This is a genomic window from Streptosporangium sp. NPDC049046 (genome assembly GCF_040649155.1).
Classification (GTDB): domain Bacteria; phylum Actinomycetota; class Actinomycetes; order Streptosporangiales; family Streptosporangiaceae; genus Streptosporangium.
The window spans coordinates 1-22,081 of the sequence record NZ_JBEZEZ010000048.1 but is presented as its reverse complement, the minus strand read 5'-3'; the positions used below and the strand labels follow the sequence as shown (position 1 = coordinate 22,081).

Here is a 22,081-nt window from a genome sequence, read left to right as displayed (position 1 = left end):
AACTGCCGACGGCGGTAGGATGCCATTTCAGAATTTCATCACGGCGCTGTCCATGATTTCGTCATTCTCTCGCACCTAGTTTCATCACGGCATCCAGAACGCTTAACCAGGCGGTAACCCCGTATCCGCCCCAGCGGGATCATCTATGGCTCTCGGCGAAAATGCAAACCCCCTATTAACCCTTATCGACGGGGTTGATTTAGGGGGGCGCGAAGGGCTGCTTCCCTGGATCGTCGCAGGCTACTTTGGATATCCTTCCGCATGCCGACGGCCAGATGTTGCCGTAATGTGATTGGCGTATGACGGTGGGTGACGAATGCTTGCGGGAGTGCAGGGCGAGATGGATTATATTCCTTCCGAGGTATTGATGTGAAAGAGGTCGATGATTTTGGATCTATCGGAGACCTGATTCCGGCTGTCGAAAAGGCCGCCGATGACCGGTCGTCCTGGATGGCGGGATCGAGACGCGCCGGCCGGAACGCGATGGTCGAGACGGGGTGGGAGTCATGAGCGCAGTCAAGGACGGCGACGACATGTGGGTCCGGCGCCTCCTTTTCGGGCAGGCGGGGGAGCGGGCCGAGCGGGCACCGGCCACGCTGGTCTGCTTCCCGCACGCCGGGGGCTCCGCGAGCTTCTACCTTCCGGTCGCGCGCCTCGCCCCGCCCACGGTCGAGGTGCTCGCGGTGCAGTATCCGGGCAGGCAGGATCGGCGCGCCGAGAGGTGTGTCGAGGACATCGACGAGCTGGCCGACCGGATCGTCGCGGCACTACCGGCCCGGGCCGTCACGCGCCCCCTGGCGCTCTTCGGGCACAGCATGGGGGCTCTCGTCGCCTTCGAGGTGGCCCGCAGGCTGGAGAGGCGCGGTACGGCGCCGCTGGAACTGTTCGTCTCGGGGCGGCGCGCCCCGTCGATCCACCGGGACGACCGGACGCACCTGCGGCCGGACGACGAGCTCCTGGCCGAACTGCGCGCACTGGGCGGGACCGCCACGATGGTGCTCGGCGACGACGACTTCATGCGGGCGATGCTGCCCGTGGTGAGGAGCGACTACCGGGCCGTCGAGACCTACCGCCACCGGCCGGGGCCGGGGCTGTCGTGCCCGGTCACCGCCCTGTCCGGTATCGACGACCCGAAGGCCCGCCCGGACGACGTGCGGGCGTGGCGCGACCATACGCGGGCACGGTTCGAGGCGCGGTTCTTTCCCGGCGGCCATTTCTACCTCACCGACCACGCCGAGGAGATCGTCGCCCTCGTCGCCGGCCGCGTCTCGTCGGCCCTGCTCGCCGCGGACTCGCGCCGCTGAGGCCCTGCCCGGGGGCGTCACGCGCCCTCTCCGTGTTGAAATGACGTCTTTCGCTTTTCGCGTATCGCCCGCCCTGTGTTGAAATGGCCGCCCGCCGCGCGGAAACGACCGTGCCCTCGCGTCGAAACGCTTCGCCGCGCCCCCGTCCCGCGCTCTCGTTCGTGCGCGCCCACCCGTGCTCGCGCACGGGCGCGCGCGGGCATGGACGGGCATGGACGGGCATGGACGGGCATGGACGGGCATGGACGGGCGACGTGCCCCGGCCACACGCCCCGACCATGTGCTCCGGCCACACGCCTCGTCCCCGCGTACAGATGCGAGAACGGCGCCGGACCGTGTCCAGGCGCCGTTTCAGGGAACAGAGGGATATCAGGAGTAGACGTGGAATCCTCGGCCGGTCTTCTTACCGAGGAGGCCGCCCTCGACCATGCGCAGCAGTATCGGCGGAGGCGCGTACTGCGGCTCCCTGAACTCCCCGTACAGCGCGCCGGCGATCGAGGCCACCGTGTCCAGCCCGATCAGGTCGGCGAGCCTCAGCGGACCCATCGGGTGCGAGCAGCCCAGCACCATCCCCTTGTCGATCACGTCGGCGGTGGCGAACCCCGTCTCCACCATCCGGATGGCCGACAGCAGGTACGGGATGATCAGGGCGTTGACCACGAAGCCCGCCCGGTCGGAGGAGCGGATCGCCTGCTTGCCGAGCGTTCCGGTGACGAACGCCTCCGCCCGTGCCAGGGGCTCGTCCTCGGTGAGCAGCGACCCGATCAGCTCCACCAGCGGCATGACGGGCACGGGATTGAAGAAGTGCACGCCGACCACCTGGCCGGGCCGCTCGGTGGCCCTCGCCATCCTGATGATCGGGATGGACGACGTGTTCGACGCCAGGATCGCGTCCGGATCCTCCACGATCTTGTCCAGGGCGCGGAACAGGTCGAGCTTGGTCGGCTCGTGCTCGGGGACGGCCTCGAAGACGATCTGCCGGTCGCCCAGATCGTAGAGGTCGCAGGTGAAGGAGACCCGTTCCAGCGCCTCGCTTCGCTCCGTCTCGGTGATCGTCGCCTTGCGCAGCCCGCCGTCGAGGGATCTCAGCAGCCGCTGCCGTCCCCGGTTCATCGAGGCGCCGCTGGAGGCCACGACCCGCACGTCCAGCCCCGCGCGGGCGCACACGTCGGCGATACCCGAGCCCATCAGCCCGCATCCGACGATACCGACCCTGTGGATGTCGCTCATCTCGTCTCCAGACGTGTGGTCGCGGACCAGCGAATCAGGCTCGTGCCCATCGACATGCCGCCGCCGAAACCGGCGAGCAGCACCAGGTCGCCGTCGCCGAGCATGCCCGCTCTGTTGGCCTCGTCGAGCGCCACCGGCACCGAGGCGCTTCCCATGTTCCCGTAGCACTCCACGGTGCGCGGGGTGTGCGCGCCGGTGAGCCCGCAGCGCTCCACCAGCTCGCCGAGCAGCGCCCCGTTGGCCTGGTGCGGCACGAAAGCGTCGACCTGGTCGAGGCCGTACCCGGCACCGACCACCAGCCTTTCCACCGCGGGCGGGACGTTCTCCATCACGAAGTCCCGCACCCCGCGGCCGTCCATCCTGAAGTAGTGCTCACCGGCCGCGACGGTCTCGTGCGAGGCCGGGAACCTGCTGCCCCCGGCCTTGACGCCGATGAGCCCGCTCGCCTCGCCCCGGCTGGACAGGTCACAGGCGATCATCCCGTACGGCTCGGGCACCATGCCGACCAGGGCGGCGCCGGCGCCGTCCCCGAAGAGCACCGAGGTGCGGCGATCGGTGAAGTCGAGAGAACGCGAGTAGAGGTCCGCGCCCACCACGAGCGCGTAGGTGTCGGGCTGGAGCGAGAGCAGGGCCTTCGCCAGGGCGAGGCCGTACACGAACCCGCTGCACACGACGTTGATGTCGAAGCAGGCGGCGCCGTAGGCGCCGAGCGCGTTCTGCACGAGGTAGGAGGTGGGCGGTTGCGGGTGGTCACCCGTCGAGGTGGCGACGATGACGTAACCGATCCGGTCGACGTCGACGCCGGCCTGTTCGATCGCGCTCATCGCGGCCCGCGCCGCGAGGTCCGAGGTCGCCTCGTCCCGCGCGGCGTACCGCCGGAAGGAGATCCGGGTCTTGCGCAGTATCCATTCCGGGGTGACACCGGCTCGTTCCGCGATCTGCGCGTTGCCGACCTCCTCCTTCGGAAGGTACGAGCCGGTCGCCAGGATTCCGGCGGTTCGCCTGGTCACGGTCGCCTACACCTTTCCGGCGAGGAGGGGCGTGTCGCGCGGGGCCGACGGGTCTCGCAGCGGGTTCAGCCTCTCCTCGCCGAGCCTGGCCCGCAGTTCGGGATCGGTCACGCCGAGGCCGGGCTCGGGGGCCATGCACAGCACGCCCACCTTGCCCAGGTGGGTGTTGGTCTGCACCAGCCGGGCGGCCTCGGCGACCTCCGCGAGCGGGTACAACGACGACAGGGTCGGCACCAGCTTGCCGAGTTCGAACAGCCGCAGACACTCCCACAGCTCCTGCATGTTGGCCGCGTGGCTGCCGATGATGCGCTTGAGGTTCATCCAGAGATAGCGGTTGTCGAACCGGTGCTGGTAGCCCGTACTGGAGCCGCAGGTGACGACCGTGCCGCCGCGGCGGGCCACGAACACCGAGATCCCGAACGTGGCCCGGCCGATGTAGTCGAAGACGATGTGCGGGTCCCCGCCCGCCCTCTCCCGGATGATCTTTCCGAGGCGTTTGCCCAGCTCGATCGTCCGCTCCGGGCTGCCGGGGGCGTCGCCGCCCATTCCGATCTCGCTGCGGTTGATGACGATGTCGCAGCCGAGCCGTTCCAGGGCCGCGGCCTTCGACGCGGAGCCGACCACCCCGACCGGGATGCCGCCGCCGTTCTTCACCATCTGCACGGCGTATCCGCCGAGCCCGCCGGTCGCGCCCCAGATGAGGACGATGTCGCCCTGCTTCATGTCCGCCCCCTGGCGGCTGACCAGCATGCGGTAGGCCGTGCCGGCGCACAGCGTGATGCTGGCGGCCTCCTCCCAGGTGAGATGGGCGGGTTTGGGGATCAACTGGCTGGCGCGCACCACCGTGTAGTGGGCGAGCGCCCCGAAGTTCGTCTCGTAGCCCCAGGCGCGCTGCTCGGCGCCGAGCATGCCGTCGCCGTGCGTCGCCGGCTCCTGGTCGTCGACCTGGATCGGGCTCACCACGACACGGTCGCCCACCCGCCAGCGGCGCACTCCGACGCCGGCCCGTACGATCACCCCGGCGCAGTCGGACCCCACGACGTGATACGGAAGGTCGTGCCTGGTCGCGAACCCGCCGGTGGCGCCGAACCGCTTCAGGAAATTGAACGTCGGCAGCGGCTCGAAGATCGACGACCAGACCGTGTTGTAGTTGATGGAACTCGCCATCACCGCGATCAGGACCTCGTCGGGGGCGAGCTCGGGCATCGGCACCCGCCCGACGCGCATCGACTTGCGCACGTCCTTGTCCTCGATGCCGGTGAACATGTCGACGTCCTCGATCCGCAGGTGGGCGGCGAGGTAGTCCTCCGGCACCGGGGTCCGTGCCAGCTGGTCGGGGGACGCCCCGCCGAGCACGGCCTCGGCCATCGGATCCGCGGTGAGGGCCGCCGGAGTCGTCCGGCGTGGGAAGGGCAGGTCGGGGGAAACGGCGTTCATCGGAATCCACCGGCTCCTTTCGGTGTGGTGGGTCTGCCTGCGGCGACGGCCCTCTGCGGGCGGGCCCGCCTTCGGCCCTGAAGTGGTCTTGCCGCGACGGTCACGGGACTCGAGGGAGAGATCGGGGGAGAGGTTCAGAGCGGGATGTTCCCGTGTCGGCCACGCCGGGCCGGGGCGGCGGCGAGGGCCTCGGCGATCCTGCGGCGGGTGTCCACCGGGTTGATCACCTCGTCGACGACACCGAGGGAGAGGGCGCGGTTCACCCCGCCCGCGGTACGGACGTGCTCGTCGACGAGCCGCAGCCGCAGCGCCTCGCGTTCGTCGTCAGGGGCGGCGGCGAGCCGCTTGCGGTGCAGCACGCCGACCGCGGCCTCCGCGCTCATCACCGCGACCTTCGCGTCCGGCCAGGCGTACACCGCGGTGGCGCCCAGGGACCGGGAGTTCATCGCGATGTACGCCCCGCCGTAGGACTGGCGGGTGACGAGGGTGACCCGTGGGACGACCGCCTCGGCGAAGGCGTGCAGGAGCTTGGCCCCGCGCCGGATCACTCCACCCCACTCCTGCCCGACACCCGGCAGGTAGCCCGGCACGTCCACGACGACCACCAGCGGCACCTCGAACGCGTCGCACATGCGAACGAACCTGGCCGCCTTCTCCGCGCTCAGCGAGTCGAGGCAGCCGCCCTTGCGCAGCGGGTTGTTGGCGACCACGCCGACCGACCCCCCGGCGAGCCGGCCCAGGCCGACGACCACGTTCGCCGCCCAGCGGGGCTGCATCTCCACGAAGGGGGCGCCGGGGTCGAGGATCTCGCGCAGCAGGGGGCGCACGTCGTAGGCCCGGCGAGGGTTGTCCGGCAGCAGTGCCCGAGGGTCCGTTCCCTCGCGCGCCGCGGCGACGTCGAAGACGGACCGGCGGGTGAGGAGATCGACGGTCCGGCGCGCCTGTTCGTAGGCCTCGGCCTCCGAGGCGACCACCACGTGCGCCACACCGGACTTGCCGCCGTGCGCGACGGTCCCGCCGAGGGACTCCATGTCGATCCGCTCACCGGTGACGGCACGCACCACGTCGGGTCCGGTCACGAACATCCGGCCGGCCTCCGACATGATCACCACATCGGTGAGCGCGGGCCCGTACGCGGCGGCGCCCGCCGCCGGGCCGAGGACCACCGACACCTGGGGCACCCGGCCGGAGGCTCTGGTCATCGCGGCGAACATCCGGCCCACGCCGTCCATCGACTCGACGCCGTCGGCCAGCCTGGCGCCACCGGAGTGCCACAGGCCGATCACCGGTGCCCCCTCCAGCAGGGCCGTGTCGATGGCGTTCACGACCCTGGCGCTGCCCGCGGCGCCCATCGCGCCGCCCATGTCGGTGGCGTCGGTGCAGTAGGCGATCACATCGATGCCCGAGACACGGCCCCGCACGGCGGACACACCGCTGGAGTCCGCCTCGTGCAGCGGGACCAGGGAGCCCGGGTCGAGCAGCCGTGCCAGGCGGACGGCCGGTGCGCGCTGGTCGAGCTCGGGCTCTCGCCGGACGAGTTCCGGTCCCCGCTGGTCGAGCTCGGGCTCTCGGTGGGCGGGTTCGGGTCCCCGCTGGTCGAGTTCCGGTCCCCGCTGAGTGCTCGGATAGCCGACGGTCAGTGCCATAATCCATTCCCAAGAAAAGTCGACACGGTGAAGGGCGTTTTTCCTTGCACGTGGGGCACCCCCATCGAAATCAGGTACGGGCGCGATCGGCGGCCGGCGGCCGGGAGGGTTTCGCAGTCACCGCCACAGGGGTTCGCAGTTTTTACCCGTCATGTGGGGGAAACGCTATATGTCGTCCAGGTGAGCACCAACCCTTATCGCACCCCTAACGGATTGTCCATCCGAATGGCCGCGCCGCGCCGGTCGCGCGGCGCCGGATCCTCCCGCGGCGCCGGTCGGGGCCGGCCGGGGCCGGTCGGGGAGACCGAGCCCTCCGCGGGTGCACGTCAGCGGCCCCGGGCGGAGATGCCGGCACCTGTTCGCAGATCAGGAGCGTGCGGAGCCTCCGCCGCTGACCGGCCCGTCGCGGACGCCGTGAGCTGAACGGTCCCGCGTGCCTCGTTAAGGGGCAGGTAGGGGTTGTCCCGCGCGGTGCCGCTGACAACCATGAACGGTGTCAACGAGAAACGGCGCCGGACGTGTGATCCAGTTCGCCGAGCCTCTGTGAAACACGTCCTCCCCTTCCGAAGGCAGGCGGCGGAAAGGCGGGGCACGAGAGGGGTCGGCGCGGAACACGTTTCCGGGAATGCCGATTCGCGATGAATTCGCATTCGACCGGGCGTGATTCAACGATGCCCGTTCCGATGGTGCGAGGAAAATCTCCGGTGACATCCGGAGAGACCGAGTGCGGTTTTTCTGCGTGTGGTCAGAGGCTTCGCGGGCCCGCGCGTGTTCCCCGGCACATGGCAGGCTCCCAGAAAGGTTCCGGACATGGAGATCCACCAGCTTGAGGTGGACGGCTCGTTCCTGATCAACCCTCAGATCTTCACGGACGACCGAGGGCTGTTCCTGGAGGTCTTCAACCAGCCCGCGTTCCACAAGGCCATCGGTCATCCGCTCTCGGTCGCCCAGGTCAACTGCTCGCTGTCCCGGCGCGGGACGATCCGCGGGTTGCACGCGACGGCCCTTCCCGGCCAGGCCCGCTACGTGACCTGCGCCCAGGGGGCCATCGTCGACATCCTCGTCGACATCCGGGTCGGCTCGCCCACGTACGGCAAGCACGTCGCGGTCACGCTGAGCGCCGAGAACCGCCACGCCCTCTACCTGGCGGAGGGCCTGGCGCACGGATTCGCCCCGCTGACCGAGCACGCCACGGTCGTCTACCTGTGCTCCAGCACCTGGTCACCCGAAGGCCAGATCCAGATCGACCCGCTGGACGAGGAACTGGCCCTGCCCTGGCCGCAGGGGCAGCGGCTGCTGCTGTCGGAGAAGGACCGGGTGGCCCCCTCGCTGCGGGAGGCCGCCGAGCAGGGCATGTTGCCGACGTACGCCGACTGCAAGGCGAGGTACGCGGAACTCGACGGCCTTGGCGCCCACGGCGAATACGCCTTCACCGGATGAAACACCGCGAAGTCTGGAGCCAGCGATGATCCCACTGTTCAGCGTGTCGATGTCCGCCGATGCCCCGGCCGCGGTCGCCCAGGTCCTGGGCAGCGGCAGGATCGGCCAGGGGGCCAAGGTCGAGGAGTTCGAGAGCGCCCTGGGCGCGGCCATCGGCAACCCCAGGGTGGCCACCCTCAACAGCGCCACGGCCGGCCTGCACCTGGCACTGCGCCTGGTCGCCGGCGACGGCCGGCCCGGTGGCGACCCCGAGGGCGAGGTGCTGTCCACACCGCTGACCATGGAGGCCACCAACTGGGCGATCCTGGCCAACGGGCTGCGCATCCGCTGGGTCGACATCGATCCGGCCACCCTCAACGTCGACCTGGACGACCTGGCCCGCAAGATCTCGCCCAGGACGCGCGCCATCATGGTCGTGCACTTCGCCGGCTACCCGGTCGACCTCGACAGGCTGGGGGAGATCCTCGACGAGGCCGAGGCCAGGTTCGGGTTCCGGCCGGCGGTGATCGAGGACTCCGCGCACGCCTGGGGTGCCACCTACCGGGGCAGGCCGCTCGGCAACCACGGCAACATCTCCGTCTTCAGCTTCCAGGCCATCAAACACCTCACCTCGGGCGACGGCGGCGCGATCGTGCTGCCCACCGACGAGGCGCACGAGCGCGCCCGGCTGCTGCGCTGGTTCGGCATCGACCGCACCGCCGACCGGCTCCGCAACCCGCCCGACGTCCTGGAGTGGGGCTTCAAGTTCCACATGAACGACATCAACGCCTCGATCGGCCTGGCCAATCTCGCGGGCGTCGACCGGGTCCTGGCCAGGCACAGGGAGAACGCCGCCTTCTACGACCGTGAGCTCGCCGGGATCCCCGGGCTGGAGCTGACCGAACGGGCGGGCGACCGGGAGTCCTCCTTCTGGATCTACCCGATGAAGGTCGAGGACCGGGAGTCGTTCATGAAGCGCATGGACGATGCCGGGATCATGGTCAGCAACGTGCACGAGCGCAACGACCTGCACACCTGCGTACGCGAGTACTCGGCGCTGCTGCCCAACCTCGAACGCGTCGCCCCGCGCGTCGTGTGCGTCCCCGTCGGCTCGTGGGTCACCGACGAGCAGCGCGGCCACGTCGTCGACACGATCAGGAAGGGGTGGTGACGCCCCCGTCACCCGGGCGGCCGGGTGCCCCTCCGCCCGCGGAGCCGGATGCGCGAGGGCACCGGGCTCCCGGAGACCACTGGGAGCGGGAAGGCGCCCGTCGCACCCCGGCCCTGAGTCCGTTCCCGGCACGCCGATCCGGTGAGGGAGGTTCACATGTCCACAGCCCCCAGCGCCAAGGGAACCGTGCCGTTCGGTGAGCACCGGACCTGGTACCGGGTGACCGGCACTCCCAACTCGGGGCGGCCGACCGTGGTCGCCCTGCACGGCGGCCCCGGCAGCACCCACGACTACCTGGTCGGCATGGCGGTGCTCGCCGAGTCGGGATGGCCCGTCGTCCACTACGACCAGCTGGGCAACGGCGGCTCCACCCACCTGCCCGACGCGAGCACGGACTTCTGGACGCCGCGGCTCTTCCTCGACGAGCTGGACAACCTGCTGCGACGGCTGGGCGTGGACGGTGACTACGTGCTGTTCGGCCAGTCGTGGGGCGGCCTGCTCGCGGCGAAGCACGCCTCCGCCCGGCCTGCGGGCCTGCGCGGTCTGGTGGTCGCCAACGCCCCCGCCTCGTATCCGCTGTGGCTGAGCGAGATGCGGGTCCTGCGCGACAGGCTGCCGCCCGGCGTCGACGACACGCTGCGTAAGCACGAGGCCGCGGGCACGACGGACTCCAAGGAGTACTTCGACGCCATGATGGTCTTCTACAACAGGCACGTCTGCACGCTCCGGCCATGGCCGCGCGAGTTCGTCGCCACGTTCATGGAGATCTACAACGATCCCACCGTCTACTACGCGATGAACGGGCCCAGCGAGTTCCACGTGATCGGCTCGCTGCGCGACTGGGGGGTCGTCGACTGCCTGCCCGACATCGAGGTGCCCACGCTGGTGATCTCCGGGCGGCACGACGAGGCCACTCCCGCCACGGTCCGGCCGTACGCCGAGCTCGTCCCCGGCGCGCGCTGGGAGATCTTCGAGGACTCCAGCCACACTCCGCACCTGGAGGAGCCGGAGCGTTTCATCGCGGTCATGATCGAGTTTCTCAAGAGTTTGGAATAGCCATATGGAGACCGGCGCCAAGGCCGTCACGGCGATCGTCTTTCCCGGCATGGGCCCCACCAGGTTCGCCGACGTCGCCGGGTTCATGCTCGACAACCCCTCGGCGCGGCGGCTGGTCGCCCTCGCCGACGACGCGCTCGGCTACTCGCTGGTCGACCGCTTCCGCGACTCGGGAGACGACTACACGGAGGCGGCCCAGGTCGCGTTCATGGTGAACTGCCTCGCCCTGGCCGACTGGGCGGAGCGGGAACTCGGCGTCGAGCCCGAGGTGTGCGCGGGCCCCAGCTTCGGAGGCAAGGCGGCCGCGGCCTACTCGGGCGCGCTGTCCTTCGAGGACGCCGTGCGCATGACCGCGGGGCTGGCCCGCGTCACCGAGGACTACTTCGGCCGCGAGCACACCGACGTCGTCACCCACTCCTTCGTCCGCGTCCCCGAGCCCGCGCTGAAGGAGGTGCTGGCGGAGCTGGACGCGGGGAACGAGTGGTACGACCTCTCCTGCCGCGTCGACCACGACTTCCACATGCTGTCCCTGCGTGAGCGGCGGGTCGAGTGGCTGCAGGGGCGGGTGCGCTCCCTCGGAGGTCTCTCCCTCTACACCATGCGGCCCCCGATGCACTCGGCCGCGTTCGAGCCGCTGCGGCGCAGGGCCGCGGAGGAGGTCCTCGACGGCCTGCGTTTCGCCGATCCGCGCCTGCCGGTCGTCGACGACCACGACGGGACCGTGCTGAGGACGGGCGAGGCGGTGCGGACGATGCTGCTGGACGGCTTCGTCCGGGCGCTGCGCTGGCCGGAGGTGGTGGCCACCCTCCGGGAGCTCGGCGTGACCAGGGTCTGCGTCGCCGGGCAGGACAGCCTGTTCGGGCGGGTGCCGGTCACGACGAGGAACTTCACGGTGGTCCCGGTGAATCCCCGGGTGGCGACGATGCCGCAGCCGGTGCGGCGCTCAGGTGCGTGAGAGGGCCCGCGGATCCGCCGGGAGGTGTCCCGCGGGCACCCTCACCGGTCAGGCGACGGGCCTGAACATCCCGGACAGCGTCTTCCAGAGGGTCCCCGGCGTCTCGAAGGTCTCCATGGTCAGCGCCTCGTCCCTGAACCTCACCCCGTACTCCTCCTCCAGGGTGGCCAGCAACTCGACGATGCCGAGTGAGTCCAGCCCGAAGTCGGCCAGGCCGGTGTCCTCCCGGATCCTCTCGTCGGCGGGCAGAAAGGGGAGCTGCCTGCGCAGGGTTTCCTCGAAACGATCGTCCCACATGGCAATCGATTTCCCTTCTCAAGGAGAGTCGCGATGAGCGGGCGTGCGAAAAGGAGGGGACGGGGCCGTGACTCGCGGAATTCGCCGTCGAAGTCGGTGCCCGTGCCGGGCGACGCTGTGGAATCAGCCCTTCCGTTGTTGAATCTAGCGCGCGTGCGCTTCGATGTCCACCGGGCCGGCCGGAATCAATTGAATTATTCCCGTGCTTTCCGTAAAGCGTATCCGAATAACCGCGGATACTCGTCGAGATCTTAGGATGGAAATGAACGGCGAAAGCTCGCACGCCCTCTACGCGCGTTTCCTGCGCGGCCTGGAGGCCTCTCCGGGACGGGCGGCCTTCCGTGTCGACGGTGCCGTCGCCACCTACGCCGAGGTCCACCGTTCGGCGCTGCTGTGGGCCGGCGCGCTGTCACTCCTGGCCCCCTCCCGGCCCGGGGCCGTCGGGGTGCTCGCCGCCAAGGGGGCCACCTCCTACACCGGCGTCCTCGCCGGACTGTTCGCCGGGGCGACCGTCGTGCCGCTGCAGCCGGACTTCCCCGCGGCCCGCACCCGGCAGATGATCGAGGCCGCGGGGGTCTCCACGCTGATCGTCGACGGTCGTGGCAGGGCGCGAGCCGCCGAGCTGCGCGAGGCGGGGCTGGACGTCGCGGTCCTCGAACCGGCGATCACCTCCTTCGACCCGGAGTGCGCGCTCGCGCGCCCGCGTCCGGTCGCCCCCTCCGACGTCGCGTACGTGCTGTTCACCTCCGGATCCACCGGGCGCCCCAAGGGGGTGCCGATCACCCACGGCAACACCGCCCACTACTTCGACCTCCTCGACGCGCGCTACGACTTCACCCCGGACGACGTCTTCTCACAGACCTTCGACCTGACCTTCGACTGCGCGATGTTCGACCTGTTCTGCGCCTGGGGCGCCGGGGCCACGGCGGTCGCCGTACCGCCGCACGCCTACCGCGACCTGCCGGCCTTCCTGCGGCAGCAGGGCGTCACGGTGTGGTTCTCCACGCCGAGCGCCATCTCCATGGTCCGCAGGACGGGTCGTCTGGAGCCGGGCGCGCTGCCCGGCCTGCGCTGGAGCTTCTTCGCCGGCGAGGCGCTGAAGTGCGCCGACGCCGCCGACTGGCAACGGGCGGCGGACGCCTGCGCGCTGGAGAACCTCTACGGGCCGACCGAGCTCACCATCACCATCGCCGGTCATCGCTGGGACCAGGAGACCTCCCCGGCTCTGGGCGTGAACGGCATGTCGCCGATCGGGACCGTCAACGACGGGCACGACCACGTGCTCCTGGACGACGAGGGCCGGCCCGCCGAGGTCGAGGGCGAACTGTGGATCACCGGGCCGCAGACCACCCCCGGCTACCTCGACCCCGCCGACGACGACGGCCGGTTCGTCGAGCGCGACGGGCGCACCTGGTACAACACCGGCGACCGGATCCGCCGGGCGGCCAACGGCGAGCTGGTCTACCTGGGCAGGGCCGACGCGCAGGTGCAGGTGCAGGGCTGGCGCGTGGAGCTCGCCGAGATCGACCACGCCATGTGCGGCTGTGAGGGGGTCGACGACGCGGTGACCGTGAGCAGCACCATCAACGGCGTCACCGAGCTCGTCGTGTTCTACACCGGGACGCCCTCGCGCCCGGCCGACCTCGCCGCCGGGCTCCGCCGGGTCCTGCCGCCGGGCATCGTCCCCCGCCACTACCGGCACATGGACGAGCTGCCGCTGAACCCCAATCGCAAGGTCGACCGCGCGGGCCTGCGCGACCGGGCCACCACCGTGCTCGCCGGTGCCGGCCGGTCTGTGTGACGGTCGCCGGAAACGGTGTGACCCATGGATACGGAATTTCACGCGCCAGGTCCCGCGACGCCGCACCCAATGGCGCACAGGACGGTGAATGTGTTCTCCTGAAAGCCGTCCCGGAAAAGGGGGCCGAGCATGCGTGGATGGTCTCGGAATCCTTTAGGGGGGCCGTAGGGGTGTGGGGTCCGGGGAGTGCCGGGGTAACGTTTCCATGTATTTGTTCGGCTCCCACTTATTGAGTAAGCGGTATGAGAGCCGGAGTGAATTCTTTTTTCATTCAGGAACGGGAGAGTCGCGTTGGAAGGCTTGGTACCCGGGACACCGCCGCTGCGGTCGGATCTCCTGCACCACCTGCTGGACGACGCCGCGGCCGCGGGCCCGGCCGATCCCGCGGTCCGCGACTCGCGGGGCGCGTGGAGCTATCAGCGGGTCGTCGAACTCAGCCACGCCTTCGACGGCTGGCTGGCGGACCGGGGGGTGATCCCCGGCGACCGGGTGATCGTCCAACTCCCCAACCGGCGTGAGGTGGCCCCCATCGTCTACGGCGTCTCCAGGCGCGGCGCCGTCCTCGTGCCGCTGAACCCCGGCATGAAGCCCTTCCACCTGGGATCGGTCCTGAAGGACTCCGAACCCGCGCTGGTCATCGGGACCGGGAGCTCCGGGGAGACCGTGCGGGAGACCGCCGCCGAGGTGCCCGTACACGACATCGACGAGATCTGGGCCGAGGTCGAGGAGCGGGTCGGCCGGCCCGCCGAGCACGAGCCCGTCAAGATCTTCCCGGAGGACGTGGCGATCCTCATCTACACCTCGGGCAGCACCGCCGCACCCAAGGCCGTGGTGTGCCCGCACGCCCGGGTCACCTACGCCGCCTCCGCCATCAACGCGGTGCTCGGCTACCGGCGAGGCGACGTGGTCTTCTGCCGCCCGCCGATGTCCTTCGACTACGGCCTGTACCAGATCTTCCTGTCCGCCCTCGGCCACGCGGAGCTGGTGCTGGCCGGTGACGAGCCGGACCTGGTGCTGCTCCGGCAGATCCGCGAGTGCGGAGCCACGATCGTCCCGGTCGTCCCCTCCCTGGGCGCGATGATCGCGACGCTGGCCAGGCGCGCCCCCGGCTCCGCGCCCACCGTGCGGATGTTCACCAACACCGGGGCGGCGCTGCCGGCCGCGACCATCGACAGCCTGCACGAGTCGTTCCCCGGCGCGCGGGTGGTCCGGATGTACGGCATCACCGAGTGCAAGCGCGTCACCATCATGGAACCGGAGCTCGACGCCGAGCGCCCCGGCGCGTCCGGCAGGCCGCTGCCGGGCACCCGGGTGCTCATCCTGGACGGCGAGGGCCGCCCGGTGCCCCCGGGAGAGGTCGGGGAGATCGTCGTGGCCGGGCCGAACGTGATGGCCGGCTACTGGCGCGACCCCGTCCTGACCGCGCGTGCCTACCGCCCCGACCCCGACACCGGCGAGGTGCGCCTGCACACCGGCGACTACGGACGGCTCGACGAGGACGGCTACCTCTACTTCCAGGGGCGGCGTGACGACATGTTCAAACGCAAGGGCACCCGGATGAGCACGGTGGAGATCGAGGCCGCCGCGATGGACATCCCCGGCGTCACGGCGGCGGTCGCACTGCCCCCCGACGAGCACCGCGACCTCGTCGTGTTCGTGGAGGGCGACCTGCCCTCCCACGTGGTGCTGCGCGAGCTGGCCAGACGGCTGGAACCGCCGAAGGTGCCCGCCGCCTGCCACGTGCTCGACAGGTTCCCCCTCACCCTCAACGGCAAGAACGAGCGCAAGCGGCTGGCGTCGCTGCTGGAGGAGAGCGCGCGATGACACGGAACGCGGACCTCGTCGCCAGGTACGGCTCCCCGCTGTACGTCTACGACCTCGACCGTGTCACGGCCGCCCGTGACTCCCTGCTGTCCTCGCTTCCCGAGGGCTTCGAACTCTTCTTCTCCTTCAAGGCCAACCCGCACCCGCAGATCGCGCGGGCGCTGCGCGGGACCGGTGAGCGCGGCTGCCTGGCCGAGATCAGCTCGACCGGCGAGCTGACCGCCGCGCTGGAGGCCGGTTTCACCGGCTCCGAGATGCTCTACACCGGGCCGGGCAAGACCCACGAGGAGCTGCGGGTCGCGATCGGCGCCGGGGTCACCTCGTTCTCCGTGGAGTCGCCGAGCGACCTGCGGCACGTCGGAGAGGTCGCGACCGGGCACGGCGTGGTCGCCGACTGCCTGCTGCGCGTCAACAGCGCCACCTCCAGCGCCGCCACCAGCATCAGGATGACCGGCACGCCGTCGCAGTTCGGCATCGACAGCGAGACGCTGCCGGAGCTGATGCCCGAGCTGCGCGCGGTGCCCGGCACCCGGCTGTTCGGGGCCCACCTGTTCTCACTGAGCAACGCCAAGGACGAGGAGAGCCTCGTCGGCGAGTTCCGCCACACCATCTCCGTCGCCGCGCGACTCCGGCGGGAGGTGGGCCTGCCCGTCCACCTCCTGGACATCGGCGGGGGATTCGCCGCCCCGTACCTCTCGCCGGGAGAGCGGCCCGCCTACCCCAACCTCCGCGCGGAACTGGAGGACGTCCTCGACGAGGAGTTCCCCGACTGGCGCCGCGGCGTCCCCCGGATCGCCTGCGAGTCCGGCCGTCACCTGGTCGGCGACTGCGGGGAGCTGCTGTGCACCGTGGTCAACATCAAGGAGAGCCGGGGCCGCAAGTTCGTCATCCTCGACGCGGGCATCAACACCCTCGGCGGCATGTCCGGGCTGGGCCGGCTGTTGCCGGTGTCGGTGCGGCTGGAGGAGACCGACCCCGCCGAGCGGGAGGTCGCGACCCTGGCGGGGCCGCTGTGCACGCCGGGCGACGTGCTCGGCAAGAACGTGCCGCTACCGGTGCTCGAGGTCGGCGACGTGGTGAGCATCCCCAACGCCGGCGCGTACGGGATGACCGCGAGCCTGCTGATGTTCCTCGGGCGCCCCGCGCCCACCGAGGTCGTCGTACGCGGCGGCGAGGTCGTGTCCGCCTCGCGCGTCGAGTTCACCAGGAAATACGACTGAGATCCCACCGGCCCCGACCTCGGTGGGCCGAGCCCCTGCTGAGCCCTCGCCGGGCCCTGACCTCGGCGGCCCGAGCCCCGGCAGGGCGGAGCGGCGGGGCCGTCCGGCGCGGACCCGCGGTGGTCTCCGCCGACTTCGAAGATCTATACGGCTTTTCACACGACGTGGAGTGGACCGATGAGCGAGTCCGAGCAGTTCGTTTCCAGCACCTCCGACGCGGCGGGCGGCAGGCGGGGAGAACCTTCGGCGTTCGCGACATCCCTCGCGGACCTGCCCGTCGAGCGACGGCTCGGCTTCCTGGTCGGGCTCGTGCACGACCTGACCGTCGAGATCCTGGGGAACATGCTCCCGTACGCGCCCGAGGAGGTGAACCCCGACCAGGCGTTCAGGGAGATGGGCTTCGACTCGCTCGCCGCCGTCGAACTGCACGACCGGCTGGCCGAGCGGATCGGCAGGGAGCTGCCGATGACGATCGCCTTCGACCACCCCACCCCGGCGGCCGTCGCCGCCTACCTGTTCACCGAGGTCCTCGACCTGGCAGGGGAGAGGATCTCCGAGGTCCACGCGGCCGCCGGCTCCGACGAGCCGATCGCGATCGTCGGCATCGGCTGCCGCTACCCGGGCGGCGTCGCCACTCCCGAGGAGCTGTGGCGGCTCGTCGCCGAAGGGCGCGAGACGGTCACCGGGTTCCCCACGGACCGAGGGTGGGACCTGGGCCGGCTGTTCGACGACGACCCGGCGAAGTCCAACACCAGCTACGCGCGCGTCGGGCACTTCCTGCACGACGCCGCGGAGTTCGACCCCGACTTCTTCGGGATCAACCCGCGCGAGGCCGAGGCGATGGACCCGCAGCAGCGCCTCGTCCTGGAGACCGCCTGGGAGGCCTTCGAACGAGCCGGTATCGACCCGCGTTCGCTGAAGGGCAGCCAGACCGGCGTGTTCATCGGTGCCGAGCCGCAGGACTACGGTCCCCGGCTGGACAAGGCGCCCAGGGAGGTCGAGGGATATCTCGTCACCGGCAACGCCACCAGCGTGGTGTCCGGCCGCATCGCCTACGCCCTCGGCCTGGAAGGCCCGACCCTCACCGTCGACACCGCCTGCTCCGCCTCCCTGGTCGCGATCCACCTCGCCTGCCAGTCGCTGCGGACGGGCGAGACCTCGCTCGCCCTCGCCGGCGGCGTGACCGTGATGTCCACCCCCGGTACCTACACCGCGTTCAGCCGGCAGGGCGTGATCGCCGCCGACGGTCGCTGCAAGGCGTTCTCCTCCTCCGCCAACGGCACCGGCTTCTCCGAGGGCGTCGGCGTCATCGTGGTCGAGCGGCTCTCGGACGCGGTGCGCGCCGGGCACCCGGTGCTGGCGGTCATCCGCGGCTCGGCGATCAACCAGGACGGTGCCAGCAGCGGGCTGACCGCGCCGAACGGCCCCTCGCAGGAGCGGGTCATCCGCCAGGCGATGGCGAACGCCGGACTGTCCAGCGGGGACGTCGACGTGGTCGAGGCGCACGGCACCGGCACCAAGCTGGGTGATCCGATCGAGGCGCACGCCCTGCTGGCGACGTACGGGCGCGACCGCGGCGACGCCCGGCCGCTCAAACTGGGCTCGATCAAGTCGAACATCGGCCACACCCAGGCGGCCGCCGGTTCGGCCGGTGTGATCAAGATGGTGATGGCGATGCGGCACCGCGTGCTGCCCCGCACCCTGCACGTCGACGAGCCCTCCCCGTACGTCAACTGGTCCGTCGGCGCCGTCGAAGTGCTGACCGAGGACCTGCCCTGGGACAAGTCCGGCGCCCCGCGCCGGGCCGCGGTGTCCTCCTTCGGCGTCAGCGGCACCAACGCGCACGTGATCCTGGAGGAGCCCCCGACCGCCGAGCGCGTCCCGGACGGCGTGGACGGCGAAGACGGCAAGGACGGCAAGGACGGCGTGGACGGCGTGAACACAGCGCCGGCCGCCGTCGCGCAGGAGCGGACCGAGCCCGCCGCGGTGCCGGTGGCGCTGTCGGCCAGGGGAGGAAAGGCGCTGCGCGACCAGGCCGCGCGCCTCGCCGCCCACGTGGCGGCCCACGAGGACCTGGGACTGGTCGACCTCGGACACTCCCTGCTGACCACGCGGTCGGCGTGGGACCACCGCGCCGTGGTCGTCGCCGGGGACAGGCAGGAACTGCTCGCCGCCCTCGCCGCCCTCGCCGAGGGCGAGTCGGTTCCCGGCGTGGTCGAGGGCGTCGCCTCCACCGGGGAAGGCCCGATCTTCGTCTTCCCCGGCCAGGGGTCCCAGTGGGCGGGAATGGCCGCCGAGTTGCTCGACTCCTTCCCCGTCTTCGCGCGGAGCATGGCGGAATGCGCGGCGGAGATCGAGACCCACGTGGACTGGAGACTGCTCGACGTGCTGCGCGGCGCACCGGACGCGCCCTCCCTGGACCGGCTGGACGTGGTCCAACCGGTGCTGTTCGCGGTGATGGTCTCGCTCGCCGCGCTCTGGGAGTCCTACGGGGTGAGGCCGGCCGCCGTCGTCGGCCACTCGCAGGGCGAGGTGGCCGCCGCGTATGTGGCCGGAGGACTGTCGCTGGCCGACGCGGTACGCGTGATCGTGCTGCGCAGCCGGCTGTTCACCGAGACCCTGCTGGGCAAGGGCGGAGTCGCCGCGGTCGCGCTGCCCGCCAACGAGGTCGAGCGGCGGCTCGCCCGCTGGCACGGCAAGCTGTCCGTCGGCGGCAAGAACGGCCCCTTCTCCTCGACCGTGGTCGGCGACGCCGGCTCCCTGACCGAGCTGGTCGCCGAGTGCGAGGCCGAGGGCGTGCGTGCCCGCGTGATTGCCTCCTCGGTCGCCTCACACTGTGCCCAGGTCGATCCGCTGCGCGAGCGGCTGCTGGAACTGCTCGCCCCGGTCTCCCCGAGGACCGGCCACACCCCGTTCTACTCGACGGTGACCGGCGGCCTGCTCGACACCGCCGAGCTGACCGCCGAATACTGGTTCGGCAACGCCCGCTACCCGGTGGAGTTCCACCAGGTGGTCCGTACGCTGCTGGCCGAGGGACACCGCGTGTTCCTGGAGTCGAGCCCGCACCCGGTGCTCGTGATGAGCGTCCAGGACACGATCGACGAGGCCGGCGTCGACGCCTCCGCCTTCGGTTCCCTACGCCGAAACGAGGGCGGCCCGCGCCGTTTCCTCGCCTCGGCTGCCGAGGCCCACGTCCGCGGCCTGAGCGTCGACTGGGAGCAGGCGTTCGCCCCGTACGGCCCGCGGCGGGTCGACCTGCCCACCTACGCCTTCCAGCACCGACGCTTCTGGCTGGACTCCGGCGTGTCCGGAGGCGACGTCACCTCGGCGGGGCTGGTCGCCGCCGAGCACCCGCTGCTGGGCGCGGCCGTGATGCTCGCCGACTCCGACGGGGTGCTGTTCGCCGGCCGCCTCTCGCTGCAGACCCACCCCTGGCTCGCCGACCACGCCGCCTCAGGCACCGTGCTGCTGCCGGGTACGGCGTTCGTGGAGCTGGCGGTGCGCGCCGGTGACCAGGTGGGATGCGGGACGGTGGACGAGCTGGCCCTGGAGGCGCCGCTGCCGCTGGGGGACGACGGCGTGCAGGTACAGGTGTCGGTGGGGGCGCCCGACGGGTCGGGCCGCCGTCCGGTCACCGTCCACTCGCGCTCGGAGAGCGCCCCGGTCGACGCCCCGTGGACCCGTCACGCGACCGGTTTCGTGATCCCGGCCGGATCTCCGGAGGTGTTCGATCTCATCGAGTGGCCTCCGGCGGGTGCGACGCCGGTGGAGGTGGACGGCCTGTACGAGCGGCTCGCGAGCCAGGGGTACGGGTACGGCCCGGTGTTCCAGGGGGTTCGGGCGGCCTGGCGGCGCGGTGAGGAGATCTTCGCGGAGGTGGACCTGCCCCAGGGGGTGGCCGCCGACGCCGGGAGGTTCGGCCTGCACCCGGCGCTGCTGGACGCCGCCCTGCACGCGGAGTCGCTGCTGGAGGGCGAGCAGGAGACCGCGGGGCGTGGCGTGAGCCTGCCGTTCGCCTGGAGCGGGGTCTCCCTCTACGCCACGGGCGCCTCCACCGTGCGGGTGCGGCTGTGGTCGGAAGGCCCGGACACCGTGTCGCTGCGGCTGGCCGACACCTCGGGGGCCGCCGTCGCCTCCGTACGCTCGCTGGTCTCGCGCCCCGTCTCCGCCGAGTCGCTCTCCGCGGCCGCCGCCTCGCACCACGACTCCCTGTTCCGCCTCGACTGGGCGGTGCTGCCGGTGGTGGAGACGTCGGGGGCGACCGGGGCCGCCCTGCTCGGCCCCGACACGCACGGCCTGCGGACGGCGGGCGTGGTGAGCGGGGAGTTCGCCGACCTGGCCTCGCTCGCGGGCACGGACGCGGTTCCCGACCTGGTGTTCACCTCCTTCCCCGGAACCGGGACCGACGCGGATGTGGCGGGCGAGGCACGACAGGCCACCCGCCGGGCGCTGGGGCTGGTGCGGGAGTGGCTCGCCGAGGAGCGGTTCGGGTCGGCGCGGCTGGTGGTGGTGACCATGGGCGCCGTCGCGACCGGGCCCGGTGAGGACGTGCGTGACCTGGCGAACGCGCCGGTGTGGGGCCTGCTGCGGTCGGCGCAGTCGGAGAACCCGGATCGCATCGTGCTGGTGGACCTCGACGAGCACGACGTGCCGGGCGCGGCCCTGCTCGCGGCCGCGGGCTCCGGCGAGCCGCAGCTGGCCGTACGGTCCGGCACGGTGCTCGTCCCCCGCCTGGCGCGGGCGGCGGGCGGGGACGGGCTCGCGGTGCCGGCGGGGGTGGCCGAGTGGCGGCTGGACGCGCCGGTCAAGGGGAGCCTGTCGGACCTGGCGCTGGTCCCGGCACCCGAGGCGGCGAGGGCACTGGAGGCCGGTGAGGTGCGGGTCTCCATCCGCGCGGCCGGGCTCAACTTCCGGGACCTGGTCGTCACCCTGGGCATGGTGCCCGAGAACGACGAGCCCATCGGCGGAGAGGTCGCCGGCGTGGTGCTGGAGGTCGGTGCCGGGGTGGACGACCTGGCGCCGGGTGACCGGGTCTTCGGTCTGCTGGACGGCGCGTTCGGCCCGGTGGGGGTGACCGACCGGCGGCTGCTCGCACCGATTCCCGAGGGCTGGACCTTCGAGCGGGCCGCGTCCGTCCCGGTGGTCTACCTCACCGCCTACTACGGGCTCGTCCAGCTCGGCGGCCTGACCTCGGGGGAGTCGGTGCTGGTGCACGCGGGTGCCGGTGGGGTGGGTATGGCGGCGGTGCAGCTGGCGCGGTATCTGGGGGCGGAGGTGTTCGCGACGGCGAGTCCTGCCAAGTGGGGGGTGTTGCGGTCGTTGGGGCTGGATGAGGAGCACATCTCCTCGTCGCGGGATCTGGACTTCGAGGAGCGTTTCCTGGGGGTGACGCAGGGTCGCGGGGTGGATGTGGTGCTGAACTCGCTGGCGCGTGAGTTCGTGGACGCCTCCTTGCGCCTGCTGCCCCGAGGCGGCCGCTTCCTGGAGATCGGCAAGACCGACCTGCGCGCCCCCGAGGAGGTCGCCGCCGCCTGTCCCGGAGTCGACTACATCCCGTACTCGCTGATGGAGGCGGGGCTCGACGGCCTGCGCGACATGTTGGCGGAGGTGCTCGATCTGTTCGGGCGGGGGGTGTTGCGGCCGTTGCCGGTGCGGTCGTGGGATGTGCGGCGGGCGGCGGAGGCGTTTCGGTTCCTGGCGGGGGCGCGGCA

General features: G+C 71.2%; 14 protein-coding genes. 9 read left to right on the top strand and 5 right to left on the bottom strand.

The genetic code is table 11. The annotated features are described in order from the left end of the window. The first annotated feature begins 506 nt into the window (after positions 1–506). Complete coding sequence (locus AB0B96_RS38330; protein WP_362906904.1) at positions 507–1,304, top strand: alpha/beta fold hydrolase; 798 nt, start codon at positions 507–509, stop codon at positions 1,302–1,304. 369 nt (positions 1,305–1,673) lie between these two features. Here the strand turns inward: AB0B96_RS38330 and AB0B96_RS38325 are convergent, their stop codons facing one another. From AB0B96_RS38325 to AB0B96_RS38310, 4 genes are all read right to left on the bottom strand, one after another. After that, entirely contained in the window at positions 1,674–2,534 is an 861-nt protein-coding gene (locus AB0B96_RS38325) for a 3-hydroxybutyryl-CoA dehydrogenase (RefSeq protein ID WP_350950186.1), read from the bottom strand. Then, complete coding sequence (locus tag AB0B96_RS38320) at positions 2,531–3,544, bottom strand: ketoacyl-ACP synthase III (protein ID WP_362906902.1); 1,014 nt, start codon at positions 3,542–3,544, stop codon at positions 2,531–2,533. The genes AB0B96_RS38325 and AB0B96_RS38320 overlap by 4 nt, the downstream gene beginning before the upstream one ends. 6 nt (positions 3,545–3,550) lie before the next feature. Next, complete coding sequence (ccrA, locus tag AB0B96_RS38315; protein WP_362906920.1) at positions 3,551–4,912, bottom strand: crotonyl-CoA carboxylase/reductase; 1,362 nt, start codon at positions 4,910–4,912, stop codon at positions 3,551–3,553. A 203-nt stretch (positions 4,913–5,115) separates the two neighbouring features. Further along, positions 5,116–6,627 (bottom strand): carboxyl transferase domain-containing protein, encoded by a 1,512-nt coding sequence (locus tag AB0B96_RS38310; protein ID WP_362906900.1) that lies wholly within the window; start codon positions 6,625–6,627, stop codon positions 5,116–5,118. A gap of 810 nt (positions 6,628–7,437) precedes the next feature. Here AB0B96_RS38310 and rfbC point away from each other — a divergent pair. The 4 genes from rfbC to AB0B96_RS38290 all read left to right on the top strand — a co-directional run bounded on the left by rfbC (position 7,438) and on the right by AB0B96_RS38290 (position 11,228). Beyond that, positions 7,438–8,067, top strand: a complete 630-nt coding sequence (gene rfbC, locus AB0B96_RS38305) for a dTDP-4-dehydrorhamnose 3,5-epimerase (RefSeq protein ID WP_362906898.1) — start codon at positions 7,438–7,440, stop codon at positions 8,065–8,067. A 25-nt stretch (positions 8,068–8,092) separates the two neighbouring features. Then, positions 8,093–9,217: a DegT/DnrJ/EryC1/StrS family aminotransferase gene (locus AB0B96_RS38300; protein WP_350950182.1), complete on the top strand. Its 1,125-nt coding sequence runs from the start codon at positions 8,093–8,095 to the stop codon at positions 9,215–9,217. Positions 9,218–9,373: 156 nt separating this feature from the next. Continuing rightward, complete coding sequence (locus AB0B96_RS38295) at positions 9,374–10,273, top strand: proline iminopeptidase-family hydrolase (RefSeq protein ID WP_350950181.1); 900 nt, start codon at positions 9,374–9,376, stop codon at positions 10,271–10,273. A gap of 4 nt (positions 10,274–10,277) precedes the next feature. Beyond that, positions 10,278–11,228, top strand: coding sequence for an ACP S-malonyltransferase (locus tag AB0B96_RS38290; protein WP_362906895.1), 951 nt, complete (start codon positions 10,278–10,280; stop codon positions 11,226–11,228). A gap of 48 nt (positions 11,229–11,276) precedes the next feature. Here the strand turns inward: AB0B96_RS38290 and AB0B96_RS38285 are convergent, their stop codons facing one another. Further along, positions 11,277–11,525 (bottom strand): acyl carrier protein, encoded by a 249-nt coding sequence (locus AB0B96_RS38285; RefSeq protein WP_362906893.1) that lies wholly within the window; start codon positions 11,523–11,525, stop codon positions 11,277–11,279. A gap of 262 nt (positions 11,526–11,787) precedes the next feature. Here AB0B96_RS38285 and AB0B96_RS38280 point away from each other — a divergent pair, with 262 nt between their 5' ends. From AB0B96_RS38280 to AB0B96_RS38265, 4 genes are all read left to right on the top strand, one after another. Then, complete coding sequence (locus AB0B96_RS38280; protein ID WP_362906891.1) at positions 11,788–13,326, top strand: AMP-binding protein; 1,539 nt, start codon at positions 11,788–11,790, stop codon at positions 13,324–13,326. A gap of 291 nt (positions 13,327–13,617) precedes the next feature. Further along, complete coding sequence (locus AB0B96_RS38275; RefSeq protein ID WP_362906889.1) at positions 13,618–15,150, top strand: AMP-binding protein; 1,533 nt, start codon at positions 13,618–13,620, stop codon at positions 15,148–15,150. Then, complete coding sequence (locus tag AB0B96_RS38270) at positions 15,147–16,370, top strand: type III PLP-dependent enzyme (RefSeq protein ID WP_362906887.1); 1,224 nt, start codon at positions 15,147–15,149, stop codon at positions 16,368–16,370. The genes AB0B96_RS38275 and AB0B96_RS38270 overlap by 4 nt, the downstream gene beginning before the upstream one ends. Before the next feature lie 177 nt (positions 16,371–16,547). Beyond that, the coding region (locus AB0B96_RS38265; RefSeq protein WP_362906885.1) for a beta-ketoacyl synthase N-terminal-like domain-containing protein at positions 16,548–22,081 on the top strand (5,534 nt) is incomplete at its 3' end.

Bases quoted from the DNA above. Each gene is read 5' to 3' on its own strand.
- rfbC (WP_362906898.1), top strand. From the start codon at position 7,438: ATGGAGATCCACCAGCTTGAGGTGGACGGCTCGTTCCTGATCAACCCT.
- AB0B96_RS38310 (WP_362906900.1), bottom strand. From the start codon at position 6,627: ATGGCACTGACCGTCGGCTATCCGAGCACTCAGCGGGGACCGGAACTC.
- AB0B96_RS38285 (WP_362906893.1), bottom strand. From the start codon at position 11,525: ATGTGGGACGATCGTTTCGAGGAAACCCTGCGCAGGCAGCTCCCCTTT.
- AB0B96_RS38295 (WP_350950181.1), top strand. From the start codon at position 9,374: ATGTCCACAGCCCCCAGCGCCAAGGGAACCGTGCCGTTCGGTGAGCAC.
- AB0B96_RS38270 (WP_362906887.1), top strand. From the start codon at position 15,147: ATGACACGGAACGCGGACCTCGTCGCCAGGTACGGCTCCCCGCTGTAC.
- AB0B96_RS38330 (WP_362906904.1), top strand. From the start codon at position 507: ATGAGCGCAGTCAAGGACGGCGACGACATGTGGGTCCGGCGCCTCCTT.
- AB0B96_RS38300 (WP_350950182.1), top strand. From the start codon at position 8,093: ATGATCCCACTGTTCAGCGTGTCGATGTCCGCCGATGCCCCGGCCGCG.
- AB0B96_RS38325 (WP_350950186.1), bottom strand. From the start codon at position 2,534: ATGAGCGACATCCACAGGGTCGGTATCGTCGGATGCGGGCTGATGGGC.
- AB0B96_RS38280 (WP_362906891.1), top strand. From the start codon at position 11,788: ATGAACGGCGAAAGCTCGCACGCCCTCTACGCGCGTTTCCTGCGCGGC.
- AB0B96_RS38290 (WP_362906895.1), top strand. From the start codon at position 10,278: ATGGAGACCGGCGCCAAGGCCGTCACGGCGATCGTCTTTCCCGGCATG.
- ccrA (WP_362906920.1), bottom strand. From the start codon at position 4,912: ATGGCCGAGGCCGTGCTCGGCGGGGCGTCCCCCGACCAGCTGGCACGG.